This is a genomic window from Arthrobacter sp. FW306-1B-F12A, assembly GCF_058781865.1.
Map to the genome: position 1 here is coordinate 45,664 of NZ_JBYSXD010000008.1, position 23,577 is coordinate 69,240.

The 23,577-nt window shown below is 61.7% G+C and carries 23 protein-coding genes; 9 read left to right on the forward strand and 14 right to left on the reverse strand.

Annotation, left to right across the window (positions count from 1 at the left end; genetic code table 11):
- Positions 1 to 19: 19 nt before the first annotated feature.
- From AC3WJU_RS06345 to AC3WJU_RS06360, 4 genes are all read left to right on the forward strand, one after another.
- Positions 20 to 1,390 carry a NosD domain-containing protein gene (locus tag AC3WJU_RS06345; RefSeq protein ID WP_492259461.1) on the forward strand — a complete coding sequence of 457 codons (1,371 nt, stop codon included), beginning with the start codon at positions 20 to 22 and terminating at the stop codon, positions 1,388 to 1,390.
- Between the two features lie 117 nt (positions 1,391 to 1,507).
- The gene (locus AC3WJU_RS06350; RefSeq protein ID WP_059389040.1) at positions 1,508 to 2,599 is read left to right on the forward strand and encodes a LacI family DNA-binding transcriptional regulator; all 1,092 of its coding nucleotides are present in this window, start codon (positions 1,508 to 1,510) and stop codon (positions 2,597 to 2,599) included.
- A gap of 50 nt (positions 2,600 to 2,649) precedes the next feature.
- On the forward strand, positions 2,650 to 3,603 hold the full coding sequence (locus AC3WJU_RS06355; protein ID WP_492259462.1) for a carbohydrate kinase family protein: 954 nt from the start codon (positions 2,650 to 2,652) through the stop codon (positions 3,601 to 3,603).
- Complete coding sequence (locus tag AC3WJU_RS06360; RefSeq protein ID WP_492259463.1) at positions 3,596 to 5,134, forward strand: glycoside hydrolase family 32 protein; 1,539 nt, start codon at positions 3,596 to 3,598, stop codon at positions 5,132 to 5,134. Before AC3WJU_RS06355 ends, AC3WJU_RS06360 begins: the two co-directional genes overlap by 8 nt.
- A gap of 342 nt (positions 5,135 to 5,476) precedes the next feature.
- On the opposite strand, the gene AC3WJU_RS06365 is transcribed toward AC3WJU_RS06360, so the two are convergent.
- Positions 5,477 to 5,914: a winged helix-turn-helix transcriptional regulator gene (locus AC3WJU_RS06365; RefSeq protein WP_059389043.1), complete on the reverse strand. Its 438-nt coding sequence runs from the start codon at positions 5,912 to 5,914 to the stop codon at positions 5,477 to 5,479.
- A gap of 64 nt (positions 5,915 to 5,978) precedes the next feature.
- Here AC3WJU_RS06365 and AC3WJU_RS06370 point away from each other — a divergent pair, with 64 nt between their 5' ends.
- Together AC3WJU_RS06370 and AC3WJU_RS06375 are read left to right on the forward strand one after the other, a co-directional pair.
- Positions 5,979 to 7,019, forward strand: a complete 1,041-nt coding sequence (locus AC3WJU_RS06370; protein WP_492259464.1) for a hypothetical protein — start codon at positions 5,979 to 5,981, stop codon at positions 7,017 to 7,019.
- Positions 7,020 to 7,206: 187 nt separating this feature from the next.
- On the forward strand, positions 7,207 to 7,731 hold the full coding sequence (locus AC3WJU_RS06375) for a PaaI family thioesterase (protein WP_059389045.1): 525 nt from the start codon (positions 7,207 to 7,209) through the stop codon (positions 7,729 to 7,731).
- A gap of 39 nt (positions 7,732 to 7,770) precedes the next feature.
- Here AC3WJU_RS06375 and AC3WJU_RS06380 read toward each other — a convergent pair whose 3' ends face one another.
- From AC3WJU_RS06380 to AC3WJU_RS06440, 13 genes are all read right to left on the reverse strand, one after another.
- Entirely contained in the window at positions 7,771 to 8,631 is an 861-nt protein-coding gene (locus tag AC3WJU_RS06380) for a DeoR/GlpR family DNA-binding transcription regulator (RefSeq protein WP_284991688.1), read from the reverse strand.
- 179 nt (positions 8,632 to 8,810) lie between these two features.
- A complete protein-coding gene (locus AC3WJU_RS06385; RefSeq protein WP_059389046.1) occupies positions 8,811 to 9,263 on the reverse strand; it encodes a VOC family protein in 453 nt (150 codons plus the stop codon).
- Between the two features lie 160 nt (positions 9,264 to 9,423).
- Positions 9,424 to 10,173 carry an SDR family NAD(P)-dependent oxidoreductase gene (locus AC3WJU_RS06390; RefSeq protein WP_284991687.1) on the reverse strand — a complete coding sequence of 250 codons (750 nt, stop codon included), beginning with the start codon at positions 10,171 to 10,173 and terminating at the stop codon, positions 9,424 to 9,426.
- Positions 10,174 to 10,307: 134 nt separating this feature from the next.
- The gene (locus tag AC3WJU_RS06395; RefSeq protein ID WP_284991686.1) at positions 10,308 to 11,294 is read right to left on the reverse strand and encodes a Gfo/Idh/MocA family protein; all 987 of its coding nucleotides are present in this window, start codon (positions 11,292 to 11,294) and stop codon (positions 10,308 to 10,310) included.
- Positions 11,291 to 12,151 (reverse strand): carbohydrate ABC transporter permease, encoded by an 861-nt coding sequence (locus tag AC3WJU_RS06400; RefSeq protein WP_148667593.1) that lies wholly within the window; start codon positions 12,149 to 12,151, stop codon positions 11,291 to 11,293. Before AC3WJU_RS06400 ends, AC3WJU_RS06395 begins: the two co-directional genes overlap by 4 nt.
- Positions 12,148 to 13,056 carry a carbohydrate ABC transporter permease gene (locus AC3WJU_RS06405; RefSeq protein WP_492259465.1) on the reverse strand — a complete coding sequence of 303 codons (909 nt, stop codon included), beginning with the start codon at positions 13,054 to 13,056 and terminating at the stop codon, positions 12,148 to 12,150. The genes AC3WJU_RS06400 and AC3WJU_RS06405 overlap by 4 nt, the downstream gene beginning before the upstream one ends.
- Before the next feature lie 64 nt (positions 13,057 to 13,120).
- Positions 13,121 to 14,386 (reverse strand): ABC transporter substrate-binding protein, encoded by a 1,266-nt coding sequence (locus tag AC3WJU_RS06410; RefSeq protein WP_059389049.1) that lies wholly within the window; start codon positions 14,384 to 14,386, stop codon positions 13,121 to 13,123.
- Between the two features lie 146 nt (positions 14,387 to 14,532).
- Positions 14,533 to 15,870 carry an MFS transporter gene (locus AC3WJU_RS06415; RefSeq protein WP_492259499.1) on the reverse strand — a complete coding sequence of 446 codons (1,338 nt, stop codon included), beginning with the start codon at positions 15,868 to 15,870 and terminating at the stop codon, positions 14,533 to 14,535.
- Positions 15,871 to 15,964: 94 nt separating this feature from the next.
- On the reverse strand, positions 15,965 to 16,957 hold the full coding sequence (locus tag AC3WJU_RS06420) for a Gfo/Idh/MocA family protein (RefSeq protein ID WP_059389050.1): 993 nt from the start codon (positions 16,955 to 16,957) through the stop codon (positions 15,965 to 15,967).
- Positions 16,957 to 17,856, reverse strand: a complete 900-nt coding sequence (locus tag AC3WJU_RS06425; RefSeq protein WP_059389051.1) for a sugar phosphate isomerase/epimerase family protein — start codon at positions 17,854 to 17,856, stop codon at positions 16,957 to 16,959. The genes AC3WJU_RS06420 and AC3WJU_RS06425 overlap by 1 nt, the downstream gene beginning before the upstream one ends.
- A complete protein-coding gene (locus AC3WJU_RS06430; RefSeq protein ID WP_059389052.1) occupies positions 17,847 to 18,428 on the reverse strand; it encodes a VOC family protein in 582 nt (193 codons plus the stop codon). The genes AC3WJU_RS06425 and AC3WJU_RS06430 overlap by 10 nt, the downstream gene beginning before the upstream one ends.
- Positions 18,425 to 19,420, reverse strand: coding sequence for a LacI family DNA-binding transcriptional regulator (locus AC3WJU_RS06435; protein WP_059389053.1), 996 nt, complete (start codon positions 19,418 to 19,420; stop codon positions 18,425 to 18,427). The genes AC3WJU_RS06430 and AC3WJU_RS06435 overlap by 4 nt, the downstream gene beginning before the upstream one ends.
- Entirely contained in the window at positions 19,413 to 20,399 is a 987-nt protein-coding gene (locus tag AC3WJU_RS06440; RefSeq protein ID WP_492259466.1) for a Gfo/Idh/MocA family protein, read from the reverse strand. The genes AC3WJU_RS06435 and AC3WJU_RS06440 overlap by 8 nt, the downstream gene beginning before the upstream one ends.
- Positions 20,400 to 20,540: 141 nt before the next feature.
- On the opposite strand from AC3WJU_RS06440, the gene AC3WJU_RS06445 reads away from it, so the two are divergent.
- From AC3WJU_RS06445 to AC3WJU_RS06455, 3 genes are all read left to right on the forward strand, one after another.
- Positions 20,541 to 21,188 (forward strand): bifunctional 4-hydroxy-2-oxoglutarate aldolase/2-dehydro-3-deoxy-phosphogluconate aldolase, encoded by a 648-nt coding sequence (locus tag AC3WJU_RS06445; RefSeq protein WP_492259467.1) that lies wholly within the window; start codon positions 20,541 to 20,543, stop codon positions 21,186 to 21,188.
- The gene (locus tag AC3WJU_RS06450; protein WP_059389056.1) at positions 21,185 to 21,733 is read left to right on the forward strand and encodes a P-loop nucleotide/nucleoside kinase family protein; all 549 of its coding nucleotides are present in this window, start codon (positions 21,185 to 21,187) and stop codon (positions 21,731 to 21,733) included. Before AC3WJU_RS06445 ends, AC3WJU_RS06450 begins: the two co-directional genes overlap by 4 nt.
- 338 nt (positions 21,734 to 22,071) lie before the next feature.
- Positions 22,072 to 23,487: an MFS transporter gene (locus AC3WJU_RS06455; protein ID WP_059389057.1), complete on the forward strand. Its 1,416-nt coding sequence runs from the start codon at positions 22,072 to 22,074 to the stop codon at positions 23,485 to 23,487.
- Positions 23,488 to 23,577: the final 90 nt, after the last annotated feature.

Below are 23,577 nucleotides of genomic sequence, written 5' to 3' on the forward strand. Positions count from 1 at the left end.
AGCACAAAGGGAAGAACCAATGTCAAGCAACAACCATTACGACGTGACGACGTGGCCCGTCGGCAATCCGTCCGAGGACGTCGGTGAAGTAATCAACAGCATCATCGCCGATATCAAGGACCGGCAGACCGCCACCGATGCGAACAATGGAGGAAAGCCAGGCGCGGTGATCTACATTCCGCCCGGAGACTACCGCCTGCGTACGCAGGTGCTGATCGACGTCAGCTTCCTCAGGATCCACGGCTCCGGACACGGCTTTACGTCATCGAGCATCCGGTTCAACGTCCCCGAAGACGAATGGCCCGACCTGCATGAGCTATGGCCTGGGGGGAGCCGCATTCTCGTCGACCTTCCCTCCGGCGGAGACGGAGAGGAATCCAAGGGAGCCGCCTTCTACGTTGAACGAAGCGGAAGCCCACGGATCAGCTCGGTCGAGTTCTCCAACTTCTGCATCGACGGGTTGCACTTCGCCCCGGACGGCTCGGGAATGCACCCCGAGAACACCTACGTCAACGGCAAGACCGGCATCTATGTCGCGAACGCCAATGACTCATTCCGCGTAACCGGCATGGGGTTCGTCTACCTTGAGAACGCCCTCACCATCTACAACGCGGACGCGCTTTCCGTTCACGACAACTTCATCGCCGAATGCGGAAGCTGCATCGACCTGCGCGGGTGGGGACAGGCATCGAAGATCACCGACAACCTGGTCGGAGCAGGGCCAAAAGGTCACTCGATCTACGCCGAGAACCATGGCGGGCTCCTGATAACCGCGAACAACGTCTTCCCCCGCGGTGCGAGCAGTGTCCATCTGGACGGCGTCACGCGCTCAAGCGTCACCAACAACCGTTTGCATTCGTTCTACCCTGGCATGGTGGTTCTCGCAGCGAACAGTTCGGAAAACCTCGTGGCCACGAATCACTTCCTGCGTGACCACGAGCCCTGGACACCCTTCCTGGGAGTCGACAACGGATTGGACGACCTCAACGGGCTTCTCTGTGTCAGCGGCAGCAACAACTCTGTCATCGGGAACCACTTCTCCGAGATCATCGACTCACAGAGCATCCGGCCCGCAGGTGCGACGCCCGTCATCATCCGGCTGATGGCGGGGGTCGGCAACTTCGTTTCCAACAACCACGTGGTGGCGATGGACGTTCACGCCACGTCCAGCGGATCGGCTTTCGAAGCTCAGGTGGACGCGCTGTTGACGACCCAGGCTTCGGACGCCCTCGCCGTGACGGCCGTCATGGTCGATCCCGCATCAGCCCGGAATACGATCCTTGATTCCGGAAGTGACGCCCAAGTTATCGCGGACAGGACTGTTAACGCCTTCAGGGCCACACCCGCGGTCGGTTTCCAGGCGGCACACGAACCACTTGTGGTTCAGTAGCCCGCTCAGGCCTGGCGAGTCCCTCGGGGATCGCCATCGGGCCTCTGGGACGAATAGAACGTACCCAGCAAGTACCCGGACATAGAATCAGCATCAACATAAGGACGTGGGAGACCAATGAACAAGTCAGTTGGCATCAAGGACGTGGCAGCCGCAGCCGGCGTCTCGGTCACAACGGTCTCCCACGTCCTCAATGATGTTGTCTACGCCCGGGTGGGGGCGGAGACGAGGGAACGGGTCCACGAAGCGGCCCGGCGTCTCGGATACGGCCCGAACCGGCTGGCGCAGGCGCTGCGCACCCAGCGTTCGGGCATGATCGGGTTCATCAGCGAGGAAATCGCCACCACCCCGCACGCCGGCCGGATCATTTTGGGGGCCGAGGAGACGGCACGTGCTCGCGGATACCGCATCATGATCATCAACTCCACCAGCACCAGCTCCCAGGATTCCAGGGAAAGTGATGTGGCGGATCTGCTGGACCGGCAGGTAGACGGCATCCTCTACGCCACCATGTATCACCGCAAACTGGCCGTCCCCAAGAACCTCATCGGACTCCCCGCCGTCCTGGTGGACTCCGAAGACATCAGCCACACCGTTTCCTCCGTCATCCCCGACGAAATCGCCGGTGCGAGGTCGGCCGTACAAACCCTGATCGACGCCGGACACACCCGCATCGGCATGCTCAACAACACCGACGACGTCCCCGCCACCCACTCCCGGCTCAAGGCATTCAAGGACACACTCGCAGGTGCCGGGCTGCCCTATCACGAAGAACTCGTCCAGTCCGAGCCGTCGGAGGTGCCCGGCGGCCACCAGGCGGCCCTGCGCCTGCTGAAAACCCCAAACCGGCCCACCGCTATATTCTGCTACAACGACCGCATGGCCATGGGCGCGTACCGGGCCGCCGGGGAACTTGGCCTCAGGATTCCGGACGACATTTCCATCGTCGGTTTCGACAACCAACAACTTATTGCCGAAAACATCTACCCCGCCCTGACAACCGTCGCCCTTCCGCACTACGAAATGGGCGCCTGGGCCACCGAAAACCTGATCGACGCCATCGAGGGAAAAACCGACCTGCAGCTGTTCGCCGCTCACCCGACCCTTCTCCCCTGTCCCCTGGTCCTCCGCGATTCCGTCGCCTCCCCAAAACATCAGGACGCTTCGAGCAGAGCAGCACCGGACTCACTTACACGCCCCAACACCTGACCTTCGAGCGCGCCCAGTAGAGGACGCGCCCAACCCTCCAAGGACCCCGAATGCATAGCACCCCAGTTCCCCCATGCCCTGAAACGGATGTCGTCGTCGTCGGCGAGGCCATAATCGACATCATTAACACCGCCGCAGGGCCCGTCGAGTTTCCCGGCGGATCAGGGATGAACGTCGCGTTCGGACTCGGCCGGCTAGGCGTCAGCACCGCATTTCTCACCGCACTGGGCAGGGATGAACGCAGCAGGAACATCCAACAACACCTGGACACCGCAGGAGTACACCTGTTCCCGGGAGCCGAACACCTCAGCCGCACCTCCACAGCCAGGGCGCTTCTGGACAGCAGCGGTTCCGCAGAGTACGAATTCGACTTCGAATGGAACCTCCCCCACATCAGCCCCACTTTCCTCCCGAAGGTGCTGCATACGGGGTCACTGGCCTCCTTCACGGAGCCCGGAGCAACCCAAGTCCGGTCCTTGCTGGAACTGTTCTCCCGCCGCTGCTTGGTCACGTACGACCCCAACATCCGCCCGACACTGCTCCCCAGCCACACTGAAGCGCTCAGGACCTTCGAACACACAGTTGCCCTGGCTACCGTCGTGAAGCTCAGTTCGGACGACGCCCGGTGGCTTTACCCGCGCACGTCTCCTCACGACGTCGCGCGGCGACTGCTTGATCTCGGGACAGAACTTGCAATCATCACCGACGGCGCATCCGGATCCTATCTGCGCTCAAATGCCGCCGAGATCGACGTGCCGGCACCACCAGTACTCGTCAAAGACACTGTCGGCGCAGGCGACTCCTACATGTCATCGCTTATCGCCGGCCTCATCGAGGACCCCGAGGACGATTTCGGCTACGGCAAGCTCACCCGCCTGGGAACAGCCGCCTCCCTCGCCGCGGCCATAACGGTCGGACGGCACGGAGCGAACCCGCCAACGCGGGCGGAACTAATCCGATCCCTGGAACTGGCCCAGACTTCCCGAAAGAACTCCGATGACTGAAACAACAACACACCCTGCCGGGGGCCACGCCGAAGAAACCGCCCCCGCCATGCGCCCGATACTTCACTACACAGCCAAGAACACGTGGCTGAACGACCCCAACGGACTCGTGTGGCACCAAGGCGTCTACCACCTCTTCTACCAAAACAACCCCTTCGACAACGTCTGGGGCAACATGTCCTGGGGACACGCCACCTCAACCGACCTTCTGCACTGGACCGAACACCCGGTGGCCATCGCCTGCGACGAGGAAGAAGACGTCTTTTCCGGCAGCATCGTGGTGGACCACGGCAATACGTCGGGATTCGGCACAGCAGAAGATCCGGCCTTGGTGGCCATCTACACGAGCGCCTTCAAGGAAGGCTCGACGCACCAAGGGACACAAGCCCAGTCTCTCGCGTTCTCAACGGACGCCGGCATGACCTGGAGCAAATACGCAGGCAACCCGGTGCTTGCCCGCGGCTCGGCCCATTTCCGGGACCCCAAGGTGTTCCGCTACGAGGGACCGGCCGGTTCCTGCTGGATCATGGTGGCGGTGGAGGCCCAGCACCAGCAGGTCGTGCTGTACCGCTCCGCCGACCTCAAAGACTGGGAATACCTGAGCACCTTCGGCCCCGCCAACGCCAGCGACGGCGAATGGGAATGCCCCGACCTCTTCCCGCTCCCCGTCGACGGAGACCCGGACAACGTCAAATGGGTCCTGGTGGTCAATATCAACCCGGGAGCCGTAGCCGGCGGCTCCGGAGGGCAATACTTCGTCGGCGACTTCGACGGGGTACAGTTCACCGCCGACCCTGATTCGCTCGCTCCAACGGATGCCGACGGGAACGTAGATCTCACACATTGTCTGTGGCTCGACTGGGGACGTGACTACTACGCCGCCGTCTCCTTCAGCAACGCCCCGGAGAACCGCCGCATCATGATCGGCTGGATGAACAACTGGGACTACGCCAACTCCCTGCCCACGTCCCCGTGGCGCTCCAGCATGTCGCTTGCCCGCGAGATCGAGCTCGCGACGGTAGACGGCTTGCCGCGCCTGGTGCAGCGCCCCGTGCTGACCTTGGACTCCGGGGAGCCGGCCCGCACCATCCAGAACATGGAACTTCACAACTCCCTTTTGCAACTGCCCCACGCGATGCCCGGATCAGCCCAGCTGATCGACGCCGAGATCCTGCCCGGCACGGCACGGACCATCGCGTTCAAGCTCCTCCGCGCAACGGACGGGAGCACCGCAACGGCCCTCACCTTCGATGCCCTGACGAGCCGGCTCACCCTGGATCGCCGCAACTCCGGAAACACCGCCTTCCACGAAAAGTTCGCGTCGGCCGAGTCCGCACCAGTGAAGCTCGACGGCGGCGCGCTAAGGCTCCGCATAATCGTCGACCAGTGCTCGGTGGAAGTTTTCGCCCAAGACGGCAGGGTTGTCCTGAGCGATCTGGTGTTCCCCCGGTCTGGGAACCTGGGCACCGACGTGTGCGTCGAAGGCGGAACGGCAACGGTGCGGAAACTGGGCGTCACGTCCTTGTCCTAATGGCGGCACTGTGCTGCAGTGCCCACCCAGGTCCTGCCGGAAAGAGGGCCCCAAAGGCCATAAGAGGCCGAACGCTGCGAAGGAAGCCGTCAACAATTCAGCCGTACGCTGTCATTCCATGCGAGCGCGAATCGTCGGGATCCCCAGACCGGCAGGTCCCCACTGGACGGATTTTTGCACGACGTCCCGTCTTTCTCGATGAAATTGGAGGGTGAGATCAAGGCCTTCGAGCTCGCCTCACCAGCCGCTTGTTTCGGCGCTCACAAGCCGTGAATTCCGGCTGCGTGGCGTGGTGTGTTCGGCGGCGATCGGGCGGGCACCCCGCGTCCGATCGCTGGCCGGCTAGCAGGCCTCCTCCGGGTGGCGGACAGAGAGCTCTCCTGACTTGACAGGCCTTCCGCAAGCTTCGCAGCGCACCTCAGCCACAAACATTTCGCCGCACGCATCATGCACAAACTCGACTACCGGAACGTCCGCGTCCCGGTATGCGTCACCCCAGCGCTTCAGAACCAAGATGACCTGGCCCAAATCCCTTCCTTTTTGGGTGAGTTCATACCCGGAGCCCCCGCTGCTTTCCGACAACCGCTGTTGGACGATCCCGGACTCCGTGAGCTTTTTCAAACGCGATGCAAGGATGTCCCTTGGCGCTCCCACGGCACGCAATATTTCGGTGTACCGCGACGCGCCGAACGCCAGCGCGCGAACGATGTGGAGCGACCACCGGTCATCGATCGCGCCAAGAGCAACGGCGAGTGAGTCTTTCGATGGTTTGTTTTTCAAACCGCCTCCTGTACGATTGCCTCGGTTTGATATTCAAACCATTCTAGTCGAGGAAGCCCTGAAGATGTCATTTCCCCATCCAGCCCGGGCCGGGAATGCCGCTCCCGGAACTCAGCACAGCGCGTGGATAGCCCTGGTTCTTACCGGGCTCATCATTGGTACGGCCTTCATCGCCATCTACGTCGGCATTCAGCGCAGCCCCGCACCGTTGCACTTGCCGCTGGCTGTAGTGGGCGAACCGCTCGCCACGGCAACTCAAAAGGGACTGGGCGACGCCGTCACGGTGACCGAGGTCACCTCGCTCAACGCAGGCACCCAGATGGTTCAAAATGGCGACGCGGTTGCGGCGATGGCCCTGACCGCGCCAACCACGTTGCAGTTCGACTACGCCGGCGCAAAGGGCCTCAGCGAGAGCGGAGCGGCCCGCGCTCTGGTCCATGGCGTAGCGGACCATGCCGGGCTTACCCTGCAGGAGAAAGACCTCGTGCCGCTGGCGCAGTACGACAGCCGAGGGCTATCTGCCTTCTACGTCGTATTCGGCGTCACACTCTCGTCATTTGTTCTGGCGCAAGGTCTCACCGGGGCCGCTGACAAGATCAGGCTGCGCCACCGCCTGTATGCCATGGGCGGATTCGCCGTACTGATCGGCGTCGTCGGGGCAACAATCGCCGGCCCCATCCTCGGAGCCCTGACGGCCCCGTGGCCGCTGCTCGCGGCAACTCTCGCGCTGCTCTCCGCGTCGGTCGCGTTCACGACCAAGGCGCTCGGCGCCTGGCTGGGAGCTGCGGGGATCGCCCTAGCAGTCATCACGCTAACCATCGTAGGCAACGCCGTCAGCGGAGCGACCATCGGCTACGACATCCTGCCCTCGTGGGGGCAAGCGGTCTCAGCGATTCTTCCCCCCGGCGCAGCGGTCCGAGCCGTCAATGACTACGGCTACTTCAACGGAACGGCCGCATGGTCATCGCTTGGCGTCCTCGCGCTTTGGGCGGCAGCGGGCTTCGGCCTGGTGTTGCTCCGCTCGGTGGCCCGCGTAAACCGCACCAAGTCTGCCGAGTCACAGCCGAACCCGAAAATCCCAGAAGCGGATCTAACGCATCCGTAGGCGGTGAGCGGGCCTTTGCGCCCTCACGAGCCTCGCCGGTGTACACGCACGTACCCGTTCGGCCGCCGTCGGGTTCTGGGCTAAGGGCTGAGATGCCCCAAGGCCTCCCCTGGGAAGTCGCGCGGTGGTTGTTCCATGGGCTCGAGCGAGGCGATTACGGGCTCACCAAAAATTAGGAGGAAACCTCATGTCAACCAACAACCCAGCGGAACGGTCGGAAACCTTCACCTGGATTGATCCGGCAATCGCGCTCGAACAGCTGCCACGGCTGTCGGGTCTGGACTACTTTTCCGGCCTCCGCGACGGCAGCATTGCGCCGCCGCCGATCGCTTCCCTCATGAATTTCGATCTCGTCGATGCGAGGTACGGACACGTCGAGTTCCAGTGCTGGCCGGGAGAAGCGCACTACAACCCCCTCGGAATGGTGCACGGCGGCCTGGCCTGCACGCTCCTCGACACGGTGCTCGGCTGCGCAGCACACAGTACCTTGGAAGTCGGGATCGGCTACACCTCTATCGATCTGGCGGTCAAGTACCTGCGACCAATCACGCTCAACAAGGGTGAACTTCGTGCGGAGGGGTCAGTCGTAAAATCCGGCCCGCGGGTGATATTCACCGAAGGGCGCCTCAGCACCGCCAGCGGTGAACTCCTCGCCACCGCCACGAGCACGCTGCTTATCTTCCCCCGCCAACCGGGCGCTCGGACAACATGACTGATACCGGCACCGCCGTTGCCCTGTGACGCCTGCCGCTCAGGATCGCGCGTTACCACCGGGCCCCCTTTCGGTTGCGTACGCGAGTGGACTTGGGCCTCCTTCGCCGAAAGTAGCCAAGCGGACGGTAACCCCGAGTTGTCGGATATTGTTTTGCACGTCTAGTGGTAGTCGATCGTCGGTTACGACAGCATCGAGCATCTGCAAAGGTGCAACGTTGAAAAGGGAGACGGTGCCGAACGTGGTGCTGTCCGCGAGTAGGAACCTCGAGGACGACGCTTTGAGGGCTGCCCGTTTTACCTCGATTTCGTCCATGGAAGGTGCCATGAGGCCCCTGGAAATGTTCCACGTCCGGCTGCTGAGGAAGGACAAATCAATGTTGACGAATTTGAGCGCTTCGGTGGCGAGGGGCCCCTGACTGGAAGCGCTCGCCGGGTCCACTGCTCCGCCAGTGTGGATGGTTTCTATGTTCGGGTAGGCGAACAAGCTTGTGACGATGTGGAAGTCGTTGGTTACTACGGTAAGGTGCCGGCGCGCGGCGAGGAAGGGCACGAGTGATCGACACGCGGTGCCGGCGTCGAGGAAGACAACCATGTCATCCTTTATTGATTGGGCTGCGAGCTTGGCAATCGCCTTTTCGCGCGGGGCTCCGGGTCGGGCCCGAAGTTTGGGTTCCCCTGCAGGTTTCTGGCCGTGCTGCTTTGTGAGCCGAACACCACCACGGACTGAGCTCACTTGGCCAGTGGACTCCAGGGCAGTGATGTCACGACGGACCGTCATGTGAGAGACATTCATATAGGCCGTGAGGCCGCGGACACTCAGAATGCCCTCCTGCCGCAGGAGGCGGAGGATTTCCTGGTGCCTCTGCTCGGGAATCATGGATCGGGCTGCTGGACTCACGAGGTTCCCTTCAAAGGTTTGGACCGGCACCATGAGCGGGCGCCTAGAGGTTTGATGCGTGACGGCGGCTTTTCGTCCGAACCGTCAAGTAGCCCCTGTTTTCTTGCGTATCGTCTACGGCCCGATATCCTCACCTGGCGTCCGAGGATTCCGGGCATGTTCTTCTGGGTCCCGATGGCTCAAGACTTGTCGCTTCCCTGCCAGTCGGGCGCCTGAATGAGCTCCACCCGATTTCCGTCTGGATCGAGGAGGTAGACCAGCCACCCGCCTGCAATGGGGCCTGAGGCCGGGGCAACGGGTTCGGATACCGCCTCGTAACCAAGAGCTGTCATCTTGGCGTAAACCTGCCGTACGTCGATATCTGTGAAGGCAAGGTGTGCTGTGCCCGGCTGCGCCTCTGATGGGTCGACTGCGGGCAGTAGAGGCTCGGCATGGGCAAGTTCCAGCCGGAAGGCTCCGTCACCGGTAGCGAGAAGCATGGCTTTGACCTTTACGTTGGGACGGCCGTAAAGTTCGCCGATGTATGGTCCCGACGTCCACGCATCCAAGCGGGTCAGTCCAAGGCCATCCACGTAGAATCGCGCGCTGCGCTCCATATCCGTTACGTGCAGGGCAGTGTGATGATGTCGCATTAAGTGTCTCCTTGGGTCAAGGCCTTCCTACTCGTCTCCGATTGTTGAATTACTTTCCAGGAGATGAGACCAGCCTTGAAGCGTTGATATTGGATGGGTTGGGGGCATAGGCATAGCAGCGCTGGGCGACGGCATGTGAGAAGCCCCGTGCCGGTTGGTTTCAGGTTCCGATTCCCAGGTGTGCTCCGCCTGCCACATCGAGGGAAACGCCTGTGATGTAGCGGTTGTCGGGATCGGCGAGGAAGAGGATGGCGCGGGCGACTTCGTCGGGTTCGGCGAACCGGCGCATCGGCAGTTGTGCGGCCCGCTTCGCCCGGTTGGCAGCCGCGTCCGGTCCGGAGTCTTTCGCGAATTGTGCCCACATGGGTGTGTTCACCGGGCCTGGTGCGATGGCGTTAACGGAGATGCCGTTGGGCCCGAGCAGCTCGGCGAATGACCACATGATGTGAAGTACCGCTAGCTTGCTCGCGTTGTACGGCAGGTAGTTGAGGCGTGCTTCCTTGGCCGCAACGGAGGACAGGACCACGATGGCGCCGGCGGTGCCGGACTCGAGCATCGATTTGGCTGTTTCCCGCACCATCGTGAAGGTCGCGGAGGCGTTGATCCTCAGAATGGAGTCGAACTCTTCGGTTGTTGTCTCCATAATGCCGGGGGTGGGGCCGAGCACTCCCGCTGCGTGGATCAGGACATCAATGCGGCCGTGTTTGGATGCGATGTCCTGGATTGCGGCTGCGCATTGCTGTTCCGAGGTGATGTCGAGGGGGTAGAACGCCTCCAAGGGCTGGTCCTCTTTGGGGGAACGGTCAGCGCCAACGACGATGGCGCCTGCAGCTTTGAGTGCGCTGACAGCGGCGTCGCCGATTCCGCCGCTGGATCCGGTTACCAGAACCACCTGGTCTTTGAGGCTCATTTGATATCGCTTCCATGAATGTGGGTGCACCGCGGTCCCCCCGCGGCTGGAGTGTGAGGTGATCGTTTCATGTTCATTTCCTTAGTTGAGATTGCTCGGTTCGGCCGGTCGCCATGTGGTCAGGTTTGATGATGCTACGGGGCGAGCTCGTCCTTAGCTCGGGAGGCTACAGCTGCCAGGAGGGCATCGGCGATTTCGGTGGCGCGGAGTGCCTGGGCGAATGTGACTGCAGGGGTTTCACCCGAGCAGAACCTCAGAGCCGACTCGGCCTGGCGAAGGAAGAGGTCCGAGGGATCGAAGGTCTTCTCGTACTGGCTGCCGTCCCGTTCCCACGCGTGGAGGGAATCGTTGGACCACAGCATCCGGCCGGTGCTTGCCAGGACATCGATGGTGAGGCTCCAGTCCCCTTGGTTGAGACCTTGAGACTCCTGCCAGGGAGACCAGTAGCTCTGAAGGTTAAACACCGTGCCCTCAGGAAATTCGAGGGTGGCGACGACGTGTTCTGGTACCGGCGAGCCGTACAGGCTGCTGCTGGCGCTGGTGGCCAGTACTCTCGGGTCGCCATCGAACCAGGAGGAGACTAGTTCGATGGCGTGAATGCCGTTGATGACGGCGACGCCGCCCTCCTTCGGGTCGGCGCGCCACGAGTCGACCTTCTGTTTATGGGCCACGGAGCGGACGGACACGGCGACCACGTCGTGGTCCCTGACCCATTGAGAGACAACCGGTGCGGCGGGGTGCTGGTGGAGCGTGTACCCGACCATGAGGCGTTCGCTGACGCCGGATGCAGCGGCCAGGACGGCGGCGCCCTCTGCGTCTGCGGCTACCGGTTTTTCGGTCAGGACACGCAATCCCCTGCTGAGAAGGTCTGCGCAAACGTCCGGTTGCATGGTGGTTGGGAGGGCAACGACGACTAGGTCCAGGTCCTCGGGGCGGAGTGTCTCTGTGCTGGGTAGCAGCACTGCGCCCAGTTCCTGGGCGAGTGGGTAGGCGCGGTGGTCCTTGTCAACAAGGAAGACGACGTTGGCACCGGCTGCGGCGAATGCTCGTGCGTGTCGTGATCCGGCCCAGCCGGCTGCTCCAACGACGGCGACCCGGGGAGCCTGTTCCGTTACGGTCATGATTTGACGCCTCCCGAGGTCAGGCCTGCGATGAACCAGCGTTGGAATATGGCGAAGATGCCCAGGACGGGCACGAAGGCGACGATGACGAAGGCGCCGAAGGAGGCCCAGAAGTTGCCGAAGCCGGTGGAGATGTAGCGGACGATGCCGTTCTGCACGGTCTTCATGTCCTCGGTTGTTGCGAGGACGGTTCCGACAAGGAAGTCGTTCCAGACGAACACGAAGATGAAGATTGCAACGGCTGCTATACCAGGACGGATCAGGGGCAATACGATCCGCAGGAGGATTTGGCGCCGGCTGCAGCCATCGATCGCCGCTGCTTCCTCGATCTCAACGGGGATGTTTTCGATGAAGTTCCGCAGGAACAGGATCGTTTGTCCGCAGATGATGCCCGTGTAGACCACGATCAGCAGAGGGTAGGTGTTGATGAGGGACGTTTTGACGAACATCGAATAGAGCGCAATGAAAACGACGACACCAGGGACCATGGACAGCACGAGGATTGCCGTCATGAGGGCCTCCATTCGGCGGCCGCGGAAGCGGGTGGCGACATACGCTGCAGGTATGCACACAGCCAAGGCCAAGACGATTGACCCGACGGCGTAGATGAGTGAGTTCGCAAAGAAGCGAATATTGGCGGAGGTAAACAGCCCGCCGTAGCTGCCGAAGGAGACCGGGTCGGGGATCCATACCGGCGGGAAAGCCACCGTATTGGCTTCAGTCTTCAGGGACGTCGACAAGATCCACAGGATGGGTGGCAGCACCAGGGCAGCGGTCACGGTAATAACGGCCCAAATGGGTAACCGTTGCAGAATCTGCCCCGGGCGTCGGCGTCGGGCGGGGATAGTGGCAGTCACAGGGTGTCCTTCCGTCGGAAGCGGATTGCTACCAGGGTCAGGGCGATGTTGATCGCGAAGAGCAGGATGGCCGTTGCCGAAGCTCCCGACAGGTCGAAGTTCTGGAACGTCTTGTTGAATACGCGCATGGAGAGCGTTTCGGTACCGCCAAGCGGGCCGCCGCGCGTGGTGACCAGGATGATGGTCACCATCTGCACATAAAGCATCATCAGGACGACCACGACCGAGACGATGGTGTTCCGGAGGAAGGGCAGCGTGATGTTCACAAACCCCTGCCAGGCATTCCCTCCGTCGACGCGAAGGCTCTCGTAAAGTTCCATGGGAACGGTCTGCAGAGCCCCGAGGAAGAGGACCATGGCTTGGGGGTAAGACCACCATGCGGTGATGAGGGTCACGGCCACAAGGGCCGAACCAGGCGATGAGAACACGTCCGTGGGTCCGAAACCAAGAGCCTTAGTGATGGCCGTGCCCGGACCGTAGTTGGGGTTGAGGAACCACAGCCACAGTGTGCCGACGGTGGCTTGGGACATCAGCCAAGGAAGCAGGAACAGGCTCCGGACCGTCCGCTTGAAGCGGATGATCTTGTTCAAGACCATTGCAGAGGCAAACCCCAGCGGCACGGCGATGGCCAGCGCACCAAGTGAGAAGGCAAGGGTGGTGCCGATCTGTTTGGGAAGGTCCTTGTCTGAGAAGAGCTTCGTGAACGAATTCAGACCGGAGAATTCTTTGATCTGGTAGTACGTGGTTTCGTGGAGGGCAGTCCAGGCTGTGAAGACCAGGGGCCCGACGAAGACGAAGAGGAAGACCGCTACGACCGGGACGACGTAGAGCCAGACAGCGCGGTCTTTCCGGGAAGCCCGGATTCGGGGTTTGATACTCCGCGCTGTGCGTTGTACTTGTGTCACTGACATGAGGTTCGCTTTCCTGGGGCCAGGGCTGTTCCGTCGTTATTCCAGTCCGGACCGAGGCTCACTTGTTGGCCGCGTCCTGGGCAATCTTCATGAACTCGTCCGCTGAACGGTTGTTGAGGTACAGCTCCTGGCCGGCGCCGGCGAGGCCCCCCGCGATAGCAATCCAGTTGTCCGGGTAGGGGTGTGGCTCGCTGTGCTGCTCGACGAATTTACTGACGTCCAGCACGGTCTTGGCCCCGAGAGTGGTGAAGTAGGGATCCTTGAAGGTCGCGGAGCGAGTGGGTACGTCACCTCCGGTTGCCATGACTGCCCCGGCTTTCGGGCCGGTCATGTACTCAATGAACTTCCAAGCGGCCTGGGCATGCTTGCTCCCGGCACCGATGCCAAGCGTCCAGCCGAATGTCGATCCGGTATCCGAGCCGTTTGAGGTCTTGGGCAGGGTGGAGGACTTGATGTCCGGGTTCGCCTTCTGCAGGGTCAACAGGCGTTCAGTTCCAAGGACGGCCATCGACACAGTGCCGTTTTGGAGACCGTCATTGACTGTGGAGTACTGGTCCCCCACCACACTCTTGGACATGCCTCCGGCTTTTTTGAGCTTGACAAGGAAGTCGGCGAATTCCTTGCCCTTCTCAGTGTTGAAGGTGGCTTTGCCGTCCTGACCTGAGACTTCCTGCCCCACCTGACTCATGAAGCAATCAAAGAAGGTCGAGATGATCGCCGAGTTGTCGACGCCGGAGAATCCCGTCCCAAACCCCGTATAACCGGCGGCTGCTGCTTTTCCAGCTACGTCCGCGACCTGGTCCCATGTCGTGGGTACTGCCGCTCCGATCTGCTTGAGGATCTTGTCGTTGTAATAGAGGGTGCAGGTGCGGTAGTCGTACGGCACGGCTACCTGTTTTCCATCCTTGTCCGCCAGCTTATCCACCGGGCGCAGCCAGTCGGTGATCTGCTTGGCCTCCCCTGGAAGCGGCTGATAGACCTGGGCGGCAGCCATCTGTGGAACCACCGGTGCGTACATCTTCACAACGTCCGGCGTCTGACCCGCTGCTGCCGCCTGCGGGAGCCTGCTGATCATGTCGCCGAAGGAAACCGTCGAAAGCTGGACATGGATGTTGGGATTTTCCTTCTCGAAGTTCTCGATGTTCTGCTTCAGCGCCGCGGACCGGGGGTTGTTCTGGCTCGGGTCCATGAAGTCCCAGTACGTCAACGTCACGGGACCGGCTTCACTGTTGTTGCCGGCGTCGCCCGGATTGCTGCTTGAGCAGCCTGTCAGCAGTGCCGCGGCCAGGGCAACAGCAGTCAAAGAACCTGCACTTTTGATCATTGCGTCTCTCCTTTGAGATCGGTTGCATTCATATCAGTAGAAATGAGATCGGTTGCTGAGATCGGTTGCAATAAACATAGGATGGCGAAAAGGGTCTGTCAAGGAATTATTTGGCTCAGGCTTTGGAGTACTGGCGTTCTGGGTTGTCAGCGAAGATGATGTCGACTTTGTGAGCAGCTGGAGCCGGGCACCGCGTCAGTGTCTTGCTCTGTTGAGTGCCTGGCGGTCTCGCCCGGGAAGGCATCCTCAAGCTCGCGCGGTCTGTTGATCATCAGGGCTCCCACGGTAAGCACGAGGAGCCAGGCTCCGAGCATGCCGAACGAGGGTAGCCAGTGGTCCCCTGGCTGATGCAGGAGACCAAAAAGGAATGGGCCGAGGCTTGCGAGGGTGTAGCCGACTCCCTGGGCGAACCCGGACAGTACCCCCGACCCGGTTTGTGTTCGTGCTCGCTTATTGATCATGGTAAACACGAAGGAGTATGCGCCCTGACCAAGCCCGGCGATGGCTACCCACACTGCGGCAGAAGTTATCGGAGCAAAGATGATGCCTCCATAGCCGACCGAGAACGTGACGACGAACAGGATTGCGATAGGTAGCGGGCGAGGCATCCTTGCCACAGCAAAAGGCACAACAAGGCCGACCGGCAGGCCGAGGATGGAATAGAGCGCCAACATGAACCCGGCGGTTCCCGGACTCATCCCTCTGTCTATAACAACAACCGGAAGCCATGTAAGGGCAGCAAACGTGTTGCTCGAGCAACCCGCGAAGATTAGTGCCGTACCCCAGCCAATCGATGATCTCCAGGGCTTGATCACGCTGGTGCGGGGCGGCGGTACTTCGCTGGTTGGCGGTTTCCTGACGCGGGCAGCCGTACGCCTGCCCGCAAGGACCGTCAGCCAGGGTACCGTTGCGGCGGCGCTGATTACCGCCCAGATACCGATGGAGAACCGCCAGCCATACATACCCGCCAAGGGTATGGCGGCTTGGGCGGCCACGGCGGTGCTGACGGCGAGGAGTGTCACGTGGAGGGCAGGGAGGATCCCGATTTTATCGGGGAAATACTTCATCAACAGCGGCGGAATCACCACATTTACCACCCCGATCCCCAGCATGGCGACACAGGTGAACACCAAAAAGGCGAGGGTAGTCGACCCCAGTGCGCGTCCGATCTGGCCGAGTGTTGTCAGCAGGATTGACACCAGCAGCAGGTGTTCGGGCTGGGTACGGCGGATCAGAGGGACAGCCAGGAAGCCCATCGCTGCGAAGCCGGCGGTCGGCAGCATACCAAGGATCCCGGTCGTCACGGCGTCGAGGGGTAGGTCACCGCTTATTGGACCAAGGAGTGGGGATACCGCCGAAACCGCCTGTCTGGCGCTGAACGCGACCAGCAGGATACCAACGAGAGGGGTGAGCCGGCCGCGCAGCGGTTGTCGTCCCGCTCCCCCGATTTTCGGGTTGCTCTGGTGGAGGCGGTTTGGAGCTATTTTGTGCCTCCCTATGCTCAGCGGCTTGTGGAGGCCGTGGTTTCAACAGTTCTCGGTGCAAGACCTAACCCGAAGGATGGGCGAGCTTGGTTGTTCAGCTTCCGTTCACTGCGTGGCTGGCCCATTCCCGGCCGGCTTGTTCCTCTGTCGGGAGCCCGGAAGCGGCGAGGATCCGGTCGAGCAATCGTTGGGTGTGAACGGCTTCACGGCCTGAGGTCAGTGGCTGTTGCCTGTCAGCGACGCGGTCCAGGAAATGGTTAACGGCGGCGGAAAATCCGAGAGTGTCCGTCGCAGTAGCCCAGCCATACGCCTCTGCGCTGAGTTCCCGGGATGTGGTGACGCCCTTGACTGTGGTCGAGACCGTTTCGGGCGCCCTGACCTCTACTGTCTTTCCGTCACCATAGGCATCCAACTTCTCGTTCCACGCTCCTGCTGTGCGGGCGGCCATCAGGACGCCCGTGTTCCCGGTGCTGAAGCGGATGGTTGCTGCGACGCCGTCTTCTTCCCAGGGGTCGTCACCAGCGGCGTGGGCGGCGACGTGCTCGGGTTCGCCGCCGCAGTACCAGCGGAGGAGATCGACCATATGGATGGCATTTTCGAATGTTGCACGGTATTCGGAGCCGGGGCGGTTTTTCTGGGCGACGCAGAAGGTGGCGCCTTTGGTACCGAAAACTTCCCGGCCGGCAGTGTAGACGGGAGCGTAGCGGCGGTTGAAGTCGACCATCAGGATGCGGCCGCGCTCGTCGGCGAGGTCTGCCAGACGTTCCGCCTCATCGGTTGCCGGAGCCAAGGGTTTTTCGCAGAACACGTCGACATCATGGCTCAGGCATAGCTGGACGGCGTGGGCGTGCTCGGAACGTGGCGTCAGCACGAAGACTGCATCCAGCTCCTGCGAATCCACCATGTCCTCCACGGTCTTGTAGGCGGCGCCGAATCCCCAGCGCCTGACCAGGCTGCTTGGGTCATCCCGGCGGGACACCAAGGCGGCCAATTCGACGTCGGCACGTTGCACGAGGGTGGGCAATTGGGCAATGGTGGCGATATTGCCCGCGCCGACAACTCCGACGCGTAGACGGTTGGTGTTCATCAGGCGTTCCTTACTTCAGTCAGGTCAGAGAGCATGGCGCGAAGGACGGCGGCGGATTCCCGGAATCCGTCCTCGGGCGCGGGGAGGTCTTGAGGATGCCAGCGGTACTCGAGCTCGATGCTCAGCACGTCGTCGTAGCCGTGCTGCAGCAACGCGGCGAGGATGTCGGACCATGGAACGACGCCGCCTCCGACCACGCGCGACCTGACAGCCCGTTCGGAAGCGTTGACCCGGGCCGTTTCCGTGGCGCGGAAGGCTGCGTTGGGATCCGTGAAGACCAGGTCCTTCACATGCACGTGACCGACCAGATCTCCTTGAACAGCAAAGGCCTGTTCGAACGTTTCGTCGTGCGTGAAGGTCAGGTTCGCCTGGTCATAGAGAACGCGGACCGCCGGATGGTCAATTTCCCGGACTAGGGCAGCGGTGGCCGCCGCGGTCTGGGTCATGGTGCCGAAGTGGTTTTCCACGCAGAGGCGAACGCCCGCCTGGCCAGCTTCGGGCGCCAGGGTCTCCAATGCTTCACGCAGTTTTGCCCAACGCGCCGTGTGGTCGTTGTCCCCAGGGTGCCAGGAACCGGCATAGACACGGACCCGGTCAGCGCCGAGCAGGTGTGCGGTTTCTATGGCGCCGCGAAATTCATCAACTGCTGTGCGCCATTCCGCGTCGTACAGTGAGTTGATGGCGGTCGTGTAAGGCGTCAGACCTACGATGGGTATCCCTGCGGTATCGGCCGCCTTCATTGCCTCCACCGCAGCACGCCGGTCACCTAATGGCAACCCTGATTTGTAGTCATCCTGGTAGATGACCTCGGCTGCATCGAGCCCTGCGGCTCGGAAGAGATCAAGTGCTTGGGGAACCGTGTGGTTCGGGGTGCCTAGTGTGTGACCCGCTAGCCGCATTTGTTTATGTCCTTTCTGGAAGTGTTTGGAGGTGTTGCCCAGTCCGTGGGACCGACCAGCGGGGGCGGGGCTGCGACGCGGGATCGGTCCACGATTTCCATCAGCAATCCCCATGGGGTGATGAAGTAGGTCCAGCGGTTGCCGGCTACTCGGGGGCTGTCGCCGGCAACTTCCTTGCGTTCTCCGAGCACCCGTACTCCAGGTGTTGCCTGCAGCACTGCGATCGCTTCGTCGACGTCGTCCACGACGAAGCACAGGTGGTGGCCGCCGGCGTCGCAGTGCCGCGGCGGGGTACCACGCCGCTGAGTGCTGCTCCATTCGAAAAGCTCAATGTTGAGGTTTGGTGGCAGGCGCAGCATGGCGAGCGTGAGCTTGGCATCTGCCGGGACGTCGAAGTTTGTGGGCATGAATTCTTCATCGGGCCCGCGTTCGGAGCGGTAGAGCTCTTCGGCTCCGAGGACTTCGACGAAGAACCGGATGCCTTCGTCAAGGTTTGGAACCGTCAGGCCGACGTGGTCTGTGTGCTGAAGGCCCGGCAGGCGCCGGAGCGTTGACTCCTGCGCCCTGGTCATTTGCGTGGTCCAGAGGTGGAGCGGCGGACCAGAAGCTCAGGTTCGAGGACGATGTGGTCCACGGAGCCATCCGCGTTCTGCTTCTCAGCCAGTTCAATGGCGATGTGTCCCATGTCGGCAATCGGCTGGCGAACCGTCGTCAAAGGAGGGTTAAACCGGGCGCCGAGAGCGAGACCGTCGAACCCGATAACCGACACGTCTTCCGGTACCCGTACTCCACGTTGGCCGAGCGCCGAAATGACCGCAAAGGCCACCATGTCATTGGCGGCGATGATTGCCGTTGGAGGATTGTCCATCTCCAGGTAATGTTCTGCCCCGCGCGTGCCCGCATCAAGATCCGACCCGCTGTCCAGCACGACAGGTGCGTTGCCGCTCTCGGCGGACAGCTCCAAATAGGCGTCCATCCGGTCCTGGGCGGTGTGCGTCCCGGCAATGCCGGATACGTAGCCAATCGAGGTGTGCCCTAACGCGTGCAGGTGGTCCAGTGCGAGCCTGATTCCCTGGCGACTGTCGACGGTGACTGTGGGAACGGAGTCGTCACCTTCCACGCGGTCGATCACCACGACTTTATGGCCGAAGTCGAAGCGTTTCATGGCCTCGGTATCGACCTTTGTCGATGGAGCCACAATTCCGAAGGGGGCGTACATGGCCTGCATGGCGGTGAAGTATCCATCGGTCTTGGCAGGGTCACCATTGGTGACGCAGAGCAGCAGCTGGTAGCCGCGCTCGTCCGCCGCCTGCGTCATCGTCTTGGCAAGTTCAGCGAAGAACGGGTTGGTGATGTCAGGGACGATCAGCGGGATGAACGTGCTGGTTTTCCGGCGAAGCGCCTGGGCGAGTGGACTCATCGTGTAGCCGAGTCCCTCGGCGACCCGAAGGATGTGCTCGCGTGTTTCGCTCTTCACCGCCTCGGGGCGTGAGAAAGCCCGGGAGACCGTTGACCTATGGACACCAGCAGCTTTTGCAACGACGTCGATACTCAAGTCAGACATGTTCTCTTCCTCCGTGCTGGTTGTCATAGGCCTGCCAAATGGGGCGCATGACGTCTTCGAGCTGGGCCAACGTAGTCAGGCCCAGGAATCCATCATCCAGCGTCCGGGCGACGCTCCGCACGAACGGAGCATAAAGTGGGTCGCTGTCCACATTGATCTTGTCGACCTCCGTGGTGCCGTCCAGTGCCGTGAACGTAGCTGTGCCGTCCGAATCAACGGATGCGAATCCTGCCTCACCAACCGAGGTAAAGCTGCAGTAGCGCTTAAGCGGCGAACCAGGGAATGCGTAGCCAACCTCAACGATGGCTTCGCGTCCCTCCGGCGTCGTGATGATCAGGCTGGCATGATCCTCCACAGCCTGGTTGTGAAGAGCCGATGAGAGCCGGGAGTCCACACGCGCCACGGTCTCACCCGTGCCCCTAAGGAACAGATCGACAAAATGTGGGCCCAGATTGGCCAGGCAACCCCCGCCAGCCTTGACAGGATCGAGCATCCAGGGATTGGCATTGTCGAGATACCGGGCTGGCGGGCCGGCAATGAACGAGGTTCGCTGGTACGTGGGCCGGCCTGCCTTGGCAAGCCATTGCTCTGTGGGTCCACCGCGCTGGACCAGGGGGACGGTGGCAGGCACGCCGGCTGCCTCCGCGGCTTGACGCACGGCGGAAAGCTCGTCAAGGGAAGTGCCCAACGGCTTCTCCACAACGAACGGAATACCGCGCTCGATCAACGCAAGACACTTTTCGGCCATACCGTCATGGGGGCCGAAGACATATGCGAGGCCGACGTCGGGGAGATCAACCAGCTTCCGCCAGTCGGCTTCAACCGGCGCCCCCCATCCTTCCGCCAGGTCCTGCACCTGGACGCGGGATACGTCGTCGTCACCGACTCCGATCACCTCGTGCTCTTCGGCAATGGCCGGCGCGCAAAGCGGAACATGCCAATGGGAAGCACCCAGAATGATTGTGCGTACGTGAGTCAACCGCAATACCCCCTTGTATGAGATCGGTTGCTGAGATCGGTTGCAATAACACTATGGATAGTGGGAAAGTTTGTCAACGACACTTCAACATTGCCCGGGCAATAGGGAACATCAACACGCCGGGGCGCAAGAAAGGCAAGCATGTACAAGAAACTTCGCACCCTGCAGACCATCGACGAATCCGGCGCCGTCCTGATCGTCCGCCTCCAGAACGCTGAAGTGGCAGAACGCGTGGCAGAAGCCGCCATCACCGGAGGCTTCCGAGCCCTTGAAATCACCCTCTCGATCCCAGGGGCGGTCGATGTGATCCGTAGGCTCGCCGCCAAGCACAGGCCCAACGGAGTAGCCATCGGCGCCGGAACGGTACTGGACGAGCACTCGGCCTACGAGTGCATCCGCGCCGGCGCTGACTTCCTTGTCAGCCCTCAACTGAACCCGGCAATGATCCGGACAGCGAACCGGTACCAGATACCCACCGTCAGCGGCGCCTACACGCCAACTGAGCTGGTCAACTCCGCCGAGGCGGGTGCCGACATCCTCAAGCTTTTCCCCACCGAAGCCGGAGGCATCCCCTACGTCAAATCCATCCTCGCCCCACTCGCCCATCTGCCGATCATGCCGGCAGGCGGCGTGACCCTTGAGAACGTAGGCGAATGGTTTGCCGCCGGCGTCGCAGGTGTCGGCGTCGGCAGCTACGTGACTAAAGCATGGCAGCCGGATGGCGACTTCAACCGCGTCACCAAAGCCGCCAAGGAGTTCCTGTCAGCGGTGGCAGAGGCCCGCCGATGACCGCCCCCAGCGTCTTCATCGTCATTGGCCCGGCCGGCTCAGGTAAAACGACAGTTGCCCAGAAAACGGCAAGAGAGAACGATGCCGCTTACCTGGACAAGGACAGGGTATGCGGACGATTTGTCGAGTTCGCCCTGAAAGCAACAGGACACGACCCCACCGACCGGGAATCCAACGACTTCTACCGCGACAACCTGCTGCCCCTCGAATACGACACTCTCATGGACGTGACTGGAGCGAACCTGCGCCTCGGCCTGTCGGTAGTAATCGATGCCCCATTCGGCGCTTACTTTCAGGTACCCGACTTCCTGACCCGCGCAGCAGAGAAATTTCACTGGCCACCTTCCCAGACCACAGTCGTGCGGGTAAGGGTTCCCCAGGAACTTCTGCGGGAACGGCTTACCCGCCGCGGTCTGGAACGAGACCAATGGAAACTCTCGCACTGGGACGAATACTGGTGCACCTACGGAAGCCTCGAATGCGCGTGGTCCGGGGTGGAGTACCTGGACTTCAACAACGAAACACCGCTCCCGGCAGATGCGTGACTGCCGGACCTGGCCATCTTTCACTTTGACCCGAGGTCCAAGAGCAGCCCTTCTCGGGTCTGATGCCCTACTTTCTGTTCGGGAGGCCTGCTTCCAGAGCATGGATAGCGTCGCCGCCTGCTAGACGCCGGCGCGGCCCAGATTCGGAACGACCCCTTCAACAAGACGTTGACAACCGACTTTCATCACTCGTAAGGTTATTGCAACCGATCTCAGCAACCGATCTCATTGGTCGTGCTGATGAGTTAGAGAGCCGCAGTAAAGCAAATTTCGGGCAAGCATTAAGCGCCCTCACCCCATTACCCCTCCGCAGCAAATGTGAAAATATGGAGAGTTCAATGAAGACCTCAAAAGAAGCCGTCGGCAGGCCGGACCCTTCGGAGTATCCCGAAGTGTCCAAGCGTCCTCGCCGCAACGTGAATATGGTGGCAGGAACGATTGGCCACTTCGTGGAGTGGTACGACTGGTACATTTACGGCCTGCTCGCGGCTGTGTTCTCGGGACAGATTTTTCCAGGCGATTCCCCGTTCGCATCCCTAGTCGCAGCACTGCTCACCTACGCAGTAGGTTTTGTTGTGCGCCCGCTCAGCGGAGTCATCGTCTCCCCACTGGCCGACCGTTTCGGCCGGCGGCGCATCCTGACGCTGTCCATCTCCGGAATGGCGGTCGGCGCCCTGATCATCGGCCTCACACCCTCGTTTGCGACCATCGGCTATGCCGCACCGATTCTTTTCCTGGTGGCACGCATCCTCCAGGGAATCTCGGCCGGCAGTGAGGCGCAGAGCGCCATCGCCTTCATGGTCGAACACGCCCCCGCGAACCGCAGGGGCCTGTTCGGTTCATTTTCCAATACGGCGAGCGGCCTGGCGACTCTCGCAGCTACCGGCGCCGCAGCAATGGTGACATCAGCCTTTGCCCCAGCGGACCTGGCCGCCTGGGGTTGGCGCGTCCCGTTCATCGCGGGCGGCATCCTCGGCGTCGTTGGCCTGATCTTGAGGGCACGGGCAGAAGAGACCCCCGAGTTTGAGGCAACGGCCCTTGTCGATCAAAAGTCCGCAGCGGCGCGCCTGATGGACCTGCTTCGCGAACATCCCAAGGCGCTGCTGCAGGCGGCTGCACTCTCTGCCCCGGCCGTGGCCTACTACACTTGGGCCACCTTCCTTCCCACCTACGCCAAACTGACCACCGGCCGGGACCTGGCATCCACGCTGACCGGGAATGTTATCGGGTTGGCCTTGCTCGTTGTCATCGTGCCGATCTGCGGTGCGCTGTCCGATCGGCTCGGCCGGCGCAAAATCTTCCCCATCGTCGGTGCCATCGGCATGATCGTTCTCTTCTACCCTCTCCTGCTCCTACTCAACCAGCCCGGCTTTGGTGTCTACGTTCTGGTATCAGCCTCGGGATGGGTAGTTCTCGGTATCTGGCAGGCCGTCTACCCGACCATTCAGGCCGAGCTGTTTCCGGCGTCGGTACGTGTATCCGGGATCGGATTTGCACACCAGATCGTCATCGCCGTCTTCGGCGGCACAGCGCCACTGATCGCCGCTGCGTTCGTTGGCGCCGGACAGCCCATGCTTGTCGCGGTCTACATGATTGTCGTCGTCGCCCTGTGCCTCGTCGTTTACTTCACCTTGCCCGAGACCGGCAGCCGCACCGGCCGCGCCACTGTGGCGCTTGCTGACGCTGAGGTACTTGAAGGCGAGCACCTGCTGGTGGCTCCTTCGCATGCCACCGACGAGGCTAGGCGTTCCTAGTAGGCACGCTGGTACCAAGCCGCCGTAGCGGCTCGACCAAGCAAAAGGGGGCGTGTCCCCCGGGCCTCGTCGAGCCGCCTGGCTCGCGCT

Bases quoted from the DNA above. Each gene is read 5' to 3' on its own strand.
- AC3WJU_RS06345 (WP_492259461.1), top strand. From the start codon at position 20: ATGTCAAGCAACAACCATTACGACGTGACGACGTGGCCCGTCGGCAAT.
- AC3WJU_RS06350 (WP_059389040.1), top strand. From the start codon at position 1,508: ATGAACAAGTCAGTTGGCATCAAGGACGTGGCAGCCGCAGCCGGCGTC.
- AC3WJU_RS06355 (WP_492259462.1), top strand. From the start codon at position 2,650: ATGCATAGCACCCCAGTTCCCCCATGCCCTGAAACGGATGTCGTCGTC.
- AC3WJU_RS06360 (WP_492259463.1), top strand. From the start codon at position 3,596: ATGACTGAAACAACAACACACCCTGCCGGGGGCCACGCCGAAGAAACC.
- AC3WJU_RS06370 (WP_492259464.1), top strand. From the start codon at position 5,979: ATGTCATTTCCCCATCCAGCCCGGGCCGGGAATGCCGCTCCCGGAACT.
- AC3WJU_RS06375 (WP_059389045.1), top strand. From the start codon at position 7,207: ATGTCAACCAACAACCCAGCGGAACGGTCGGAAACCTTCACCTGGATT.
- AC3WJU_RS06385 (WP_059389046.1), bottom strand. From the start codon at position 9,263: ATGCGACATCATCACACTGCCCTGCACGTAACGGATATGGAGCGCAGC.
- AC3WJU_RS06390 (WP_284991687.1), bottom strand. From the start codon at position 10,173: ATGAGCCTCAAAGACCAGGTGGTTCTGGTAACCGGATCCAGCGGCGGA.
- AC3WJU_RS06395 (WP_284991686.1), bottom strand. From the start codon at position 11,294: ATGACCGTAACGGAACAGGCTCCCCGGGTCGCCGTCGTTGGAGCAGCC.
- AC3WJU_RS06410 (WP_059389049.1), bottom strand. From the start codon at position 14,386: ATGATCAAAAGTGCAGGTTCTTTGACTGCTGTTGCCCTGGCCGCGGCA.
- AC3WJU_RS06420 (WP_059389050.1), bottom strand. From the start codon at position 16,957: ATGAACACCAACCGTCTACGCGTCGGAGTTGTCGGCGCGGGCAATATC.
- AC3WJU_RS06425 (WP_059389051.1), bottom strand. From the start codon at position 17,856: ATGCGGCTAGCGGGTCACACACTAGGCACCCCGAACCACACGGTTCCC.
- AC3WJU_RS06430 (WP_059389052.1), bottom strand. From the start codon at position 18,428: ATGACCAGGGCGCAGGAGTCAACGCTCCGGCGCCTGCCGGGCCTTCAG.
- AC3WJU_RS06435 (WP_059389053.1), bottom strand. From the start codon at position 19,420: ATGTCTGACTTGAGTATCGACGTCGTTGCAAAAGCTGCTGGTGTCCAT.
- AC3WJU_RS06445 (WP_492259467.1), top strand. From the start codon at position 20,541: ATGTACAAGAAACTTCGCACCCTGCAGACCATCGACGAATCCGGCGCC.
- AC3WJU_RS06450 (WP_059389056.1), top strand. From the start codon at position 21,185: ATGACCGCCCCCAGCGTCTTCATCGTCATTGGCCCGGCCGGCTCAGGT.
- AC3WJU_RS06455 (WP_059389057.1), top strand. From the start codon at position 22,072: ATGAAGACCTCAAAAGAAGCCGTCGGCAGGCCGGACCCTTCGGAGTAT.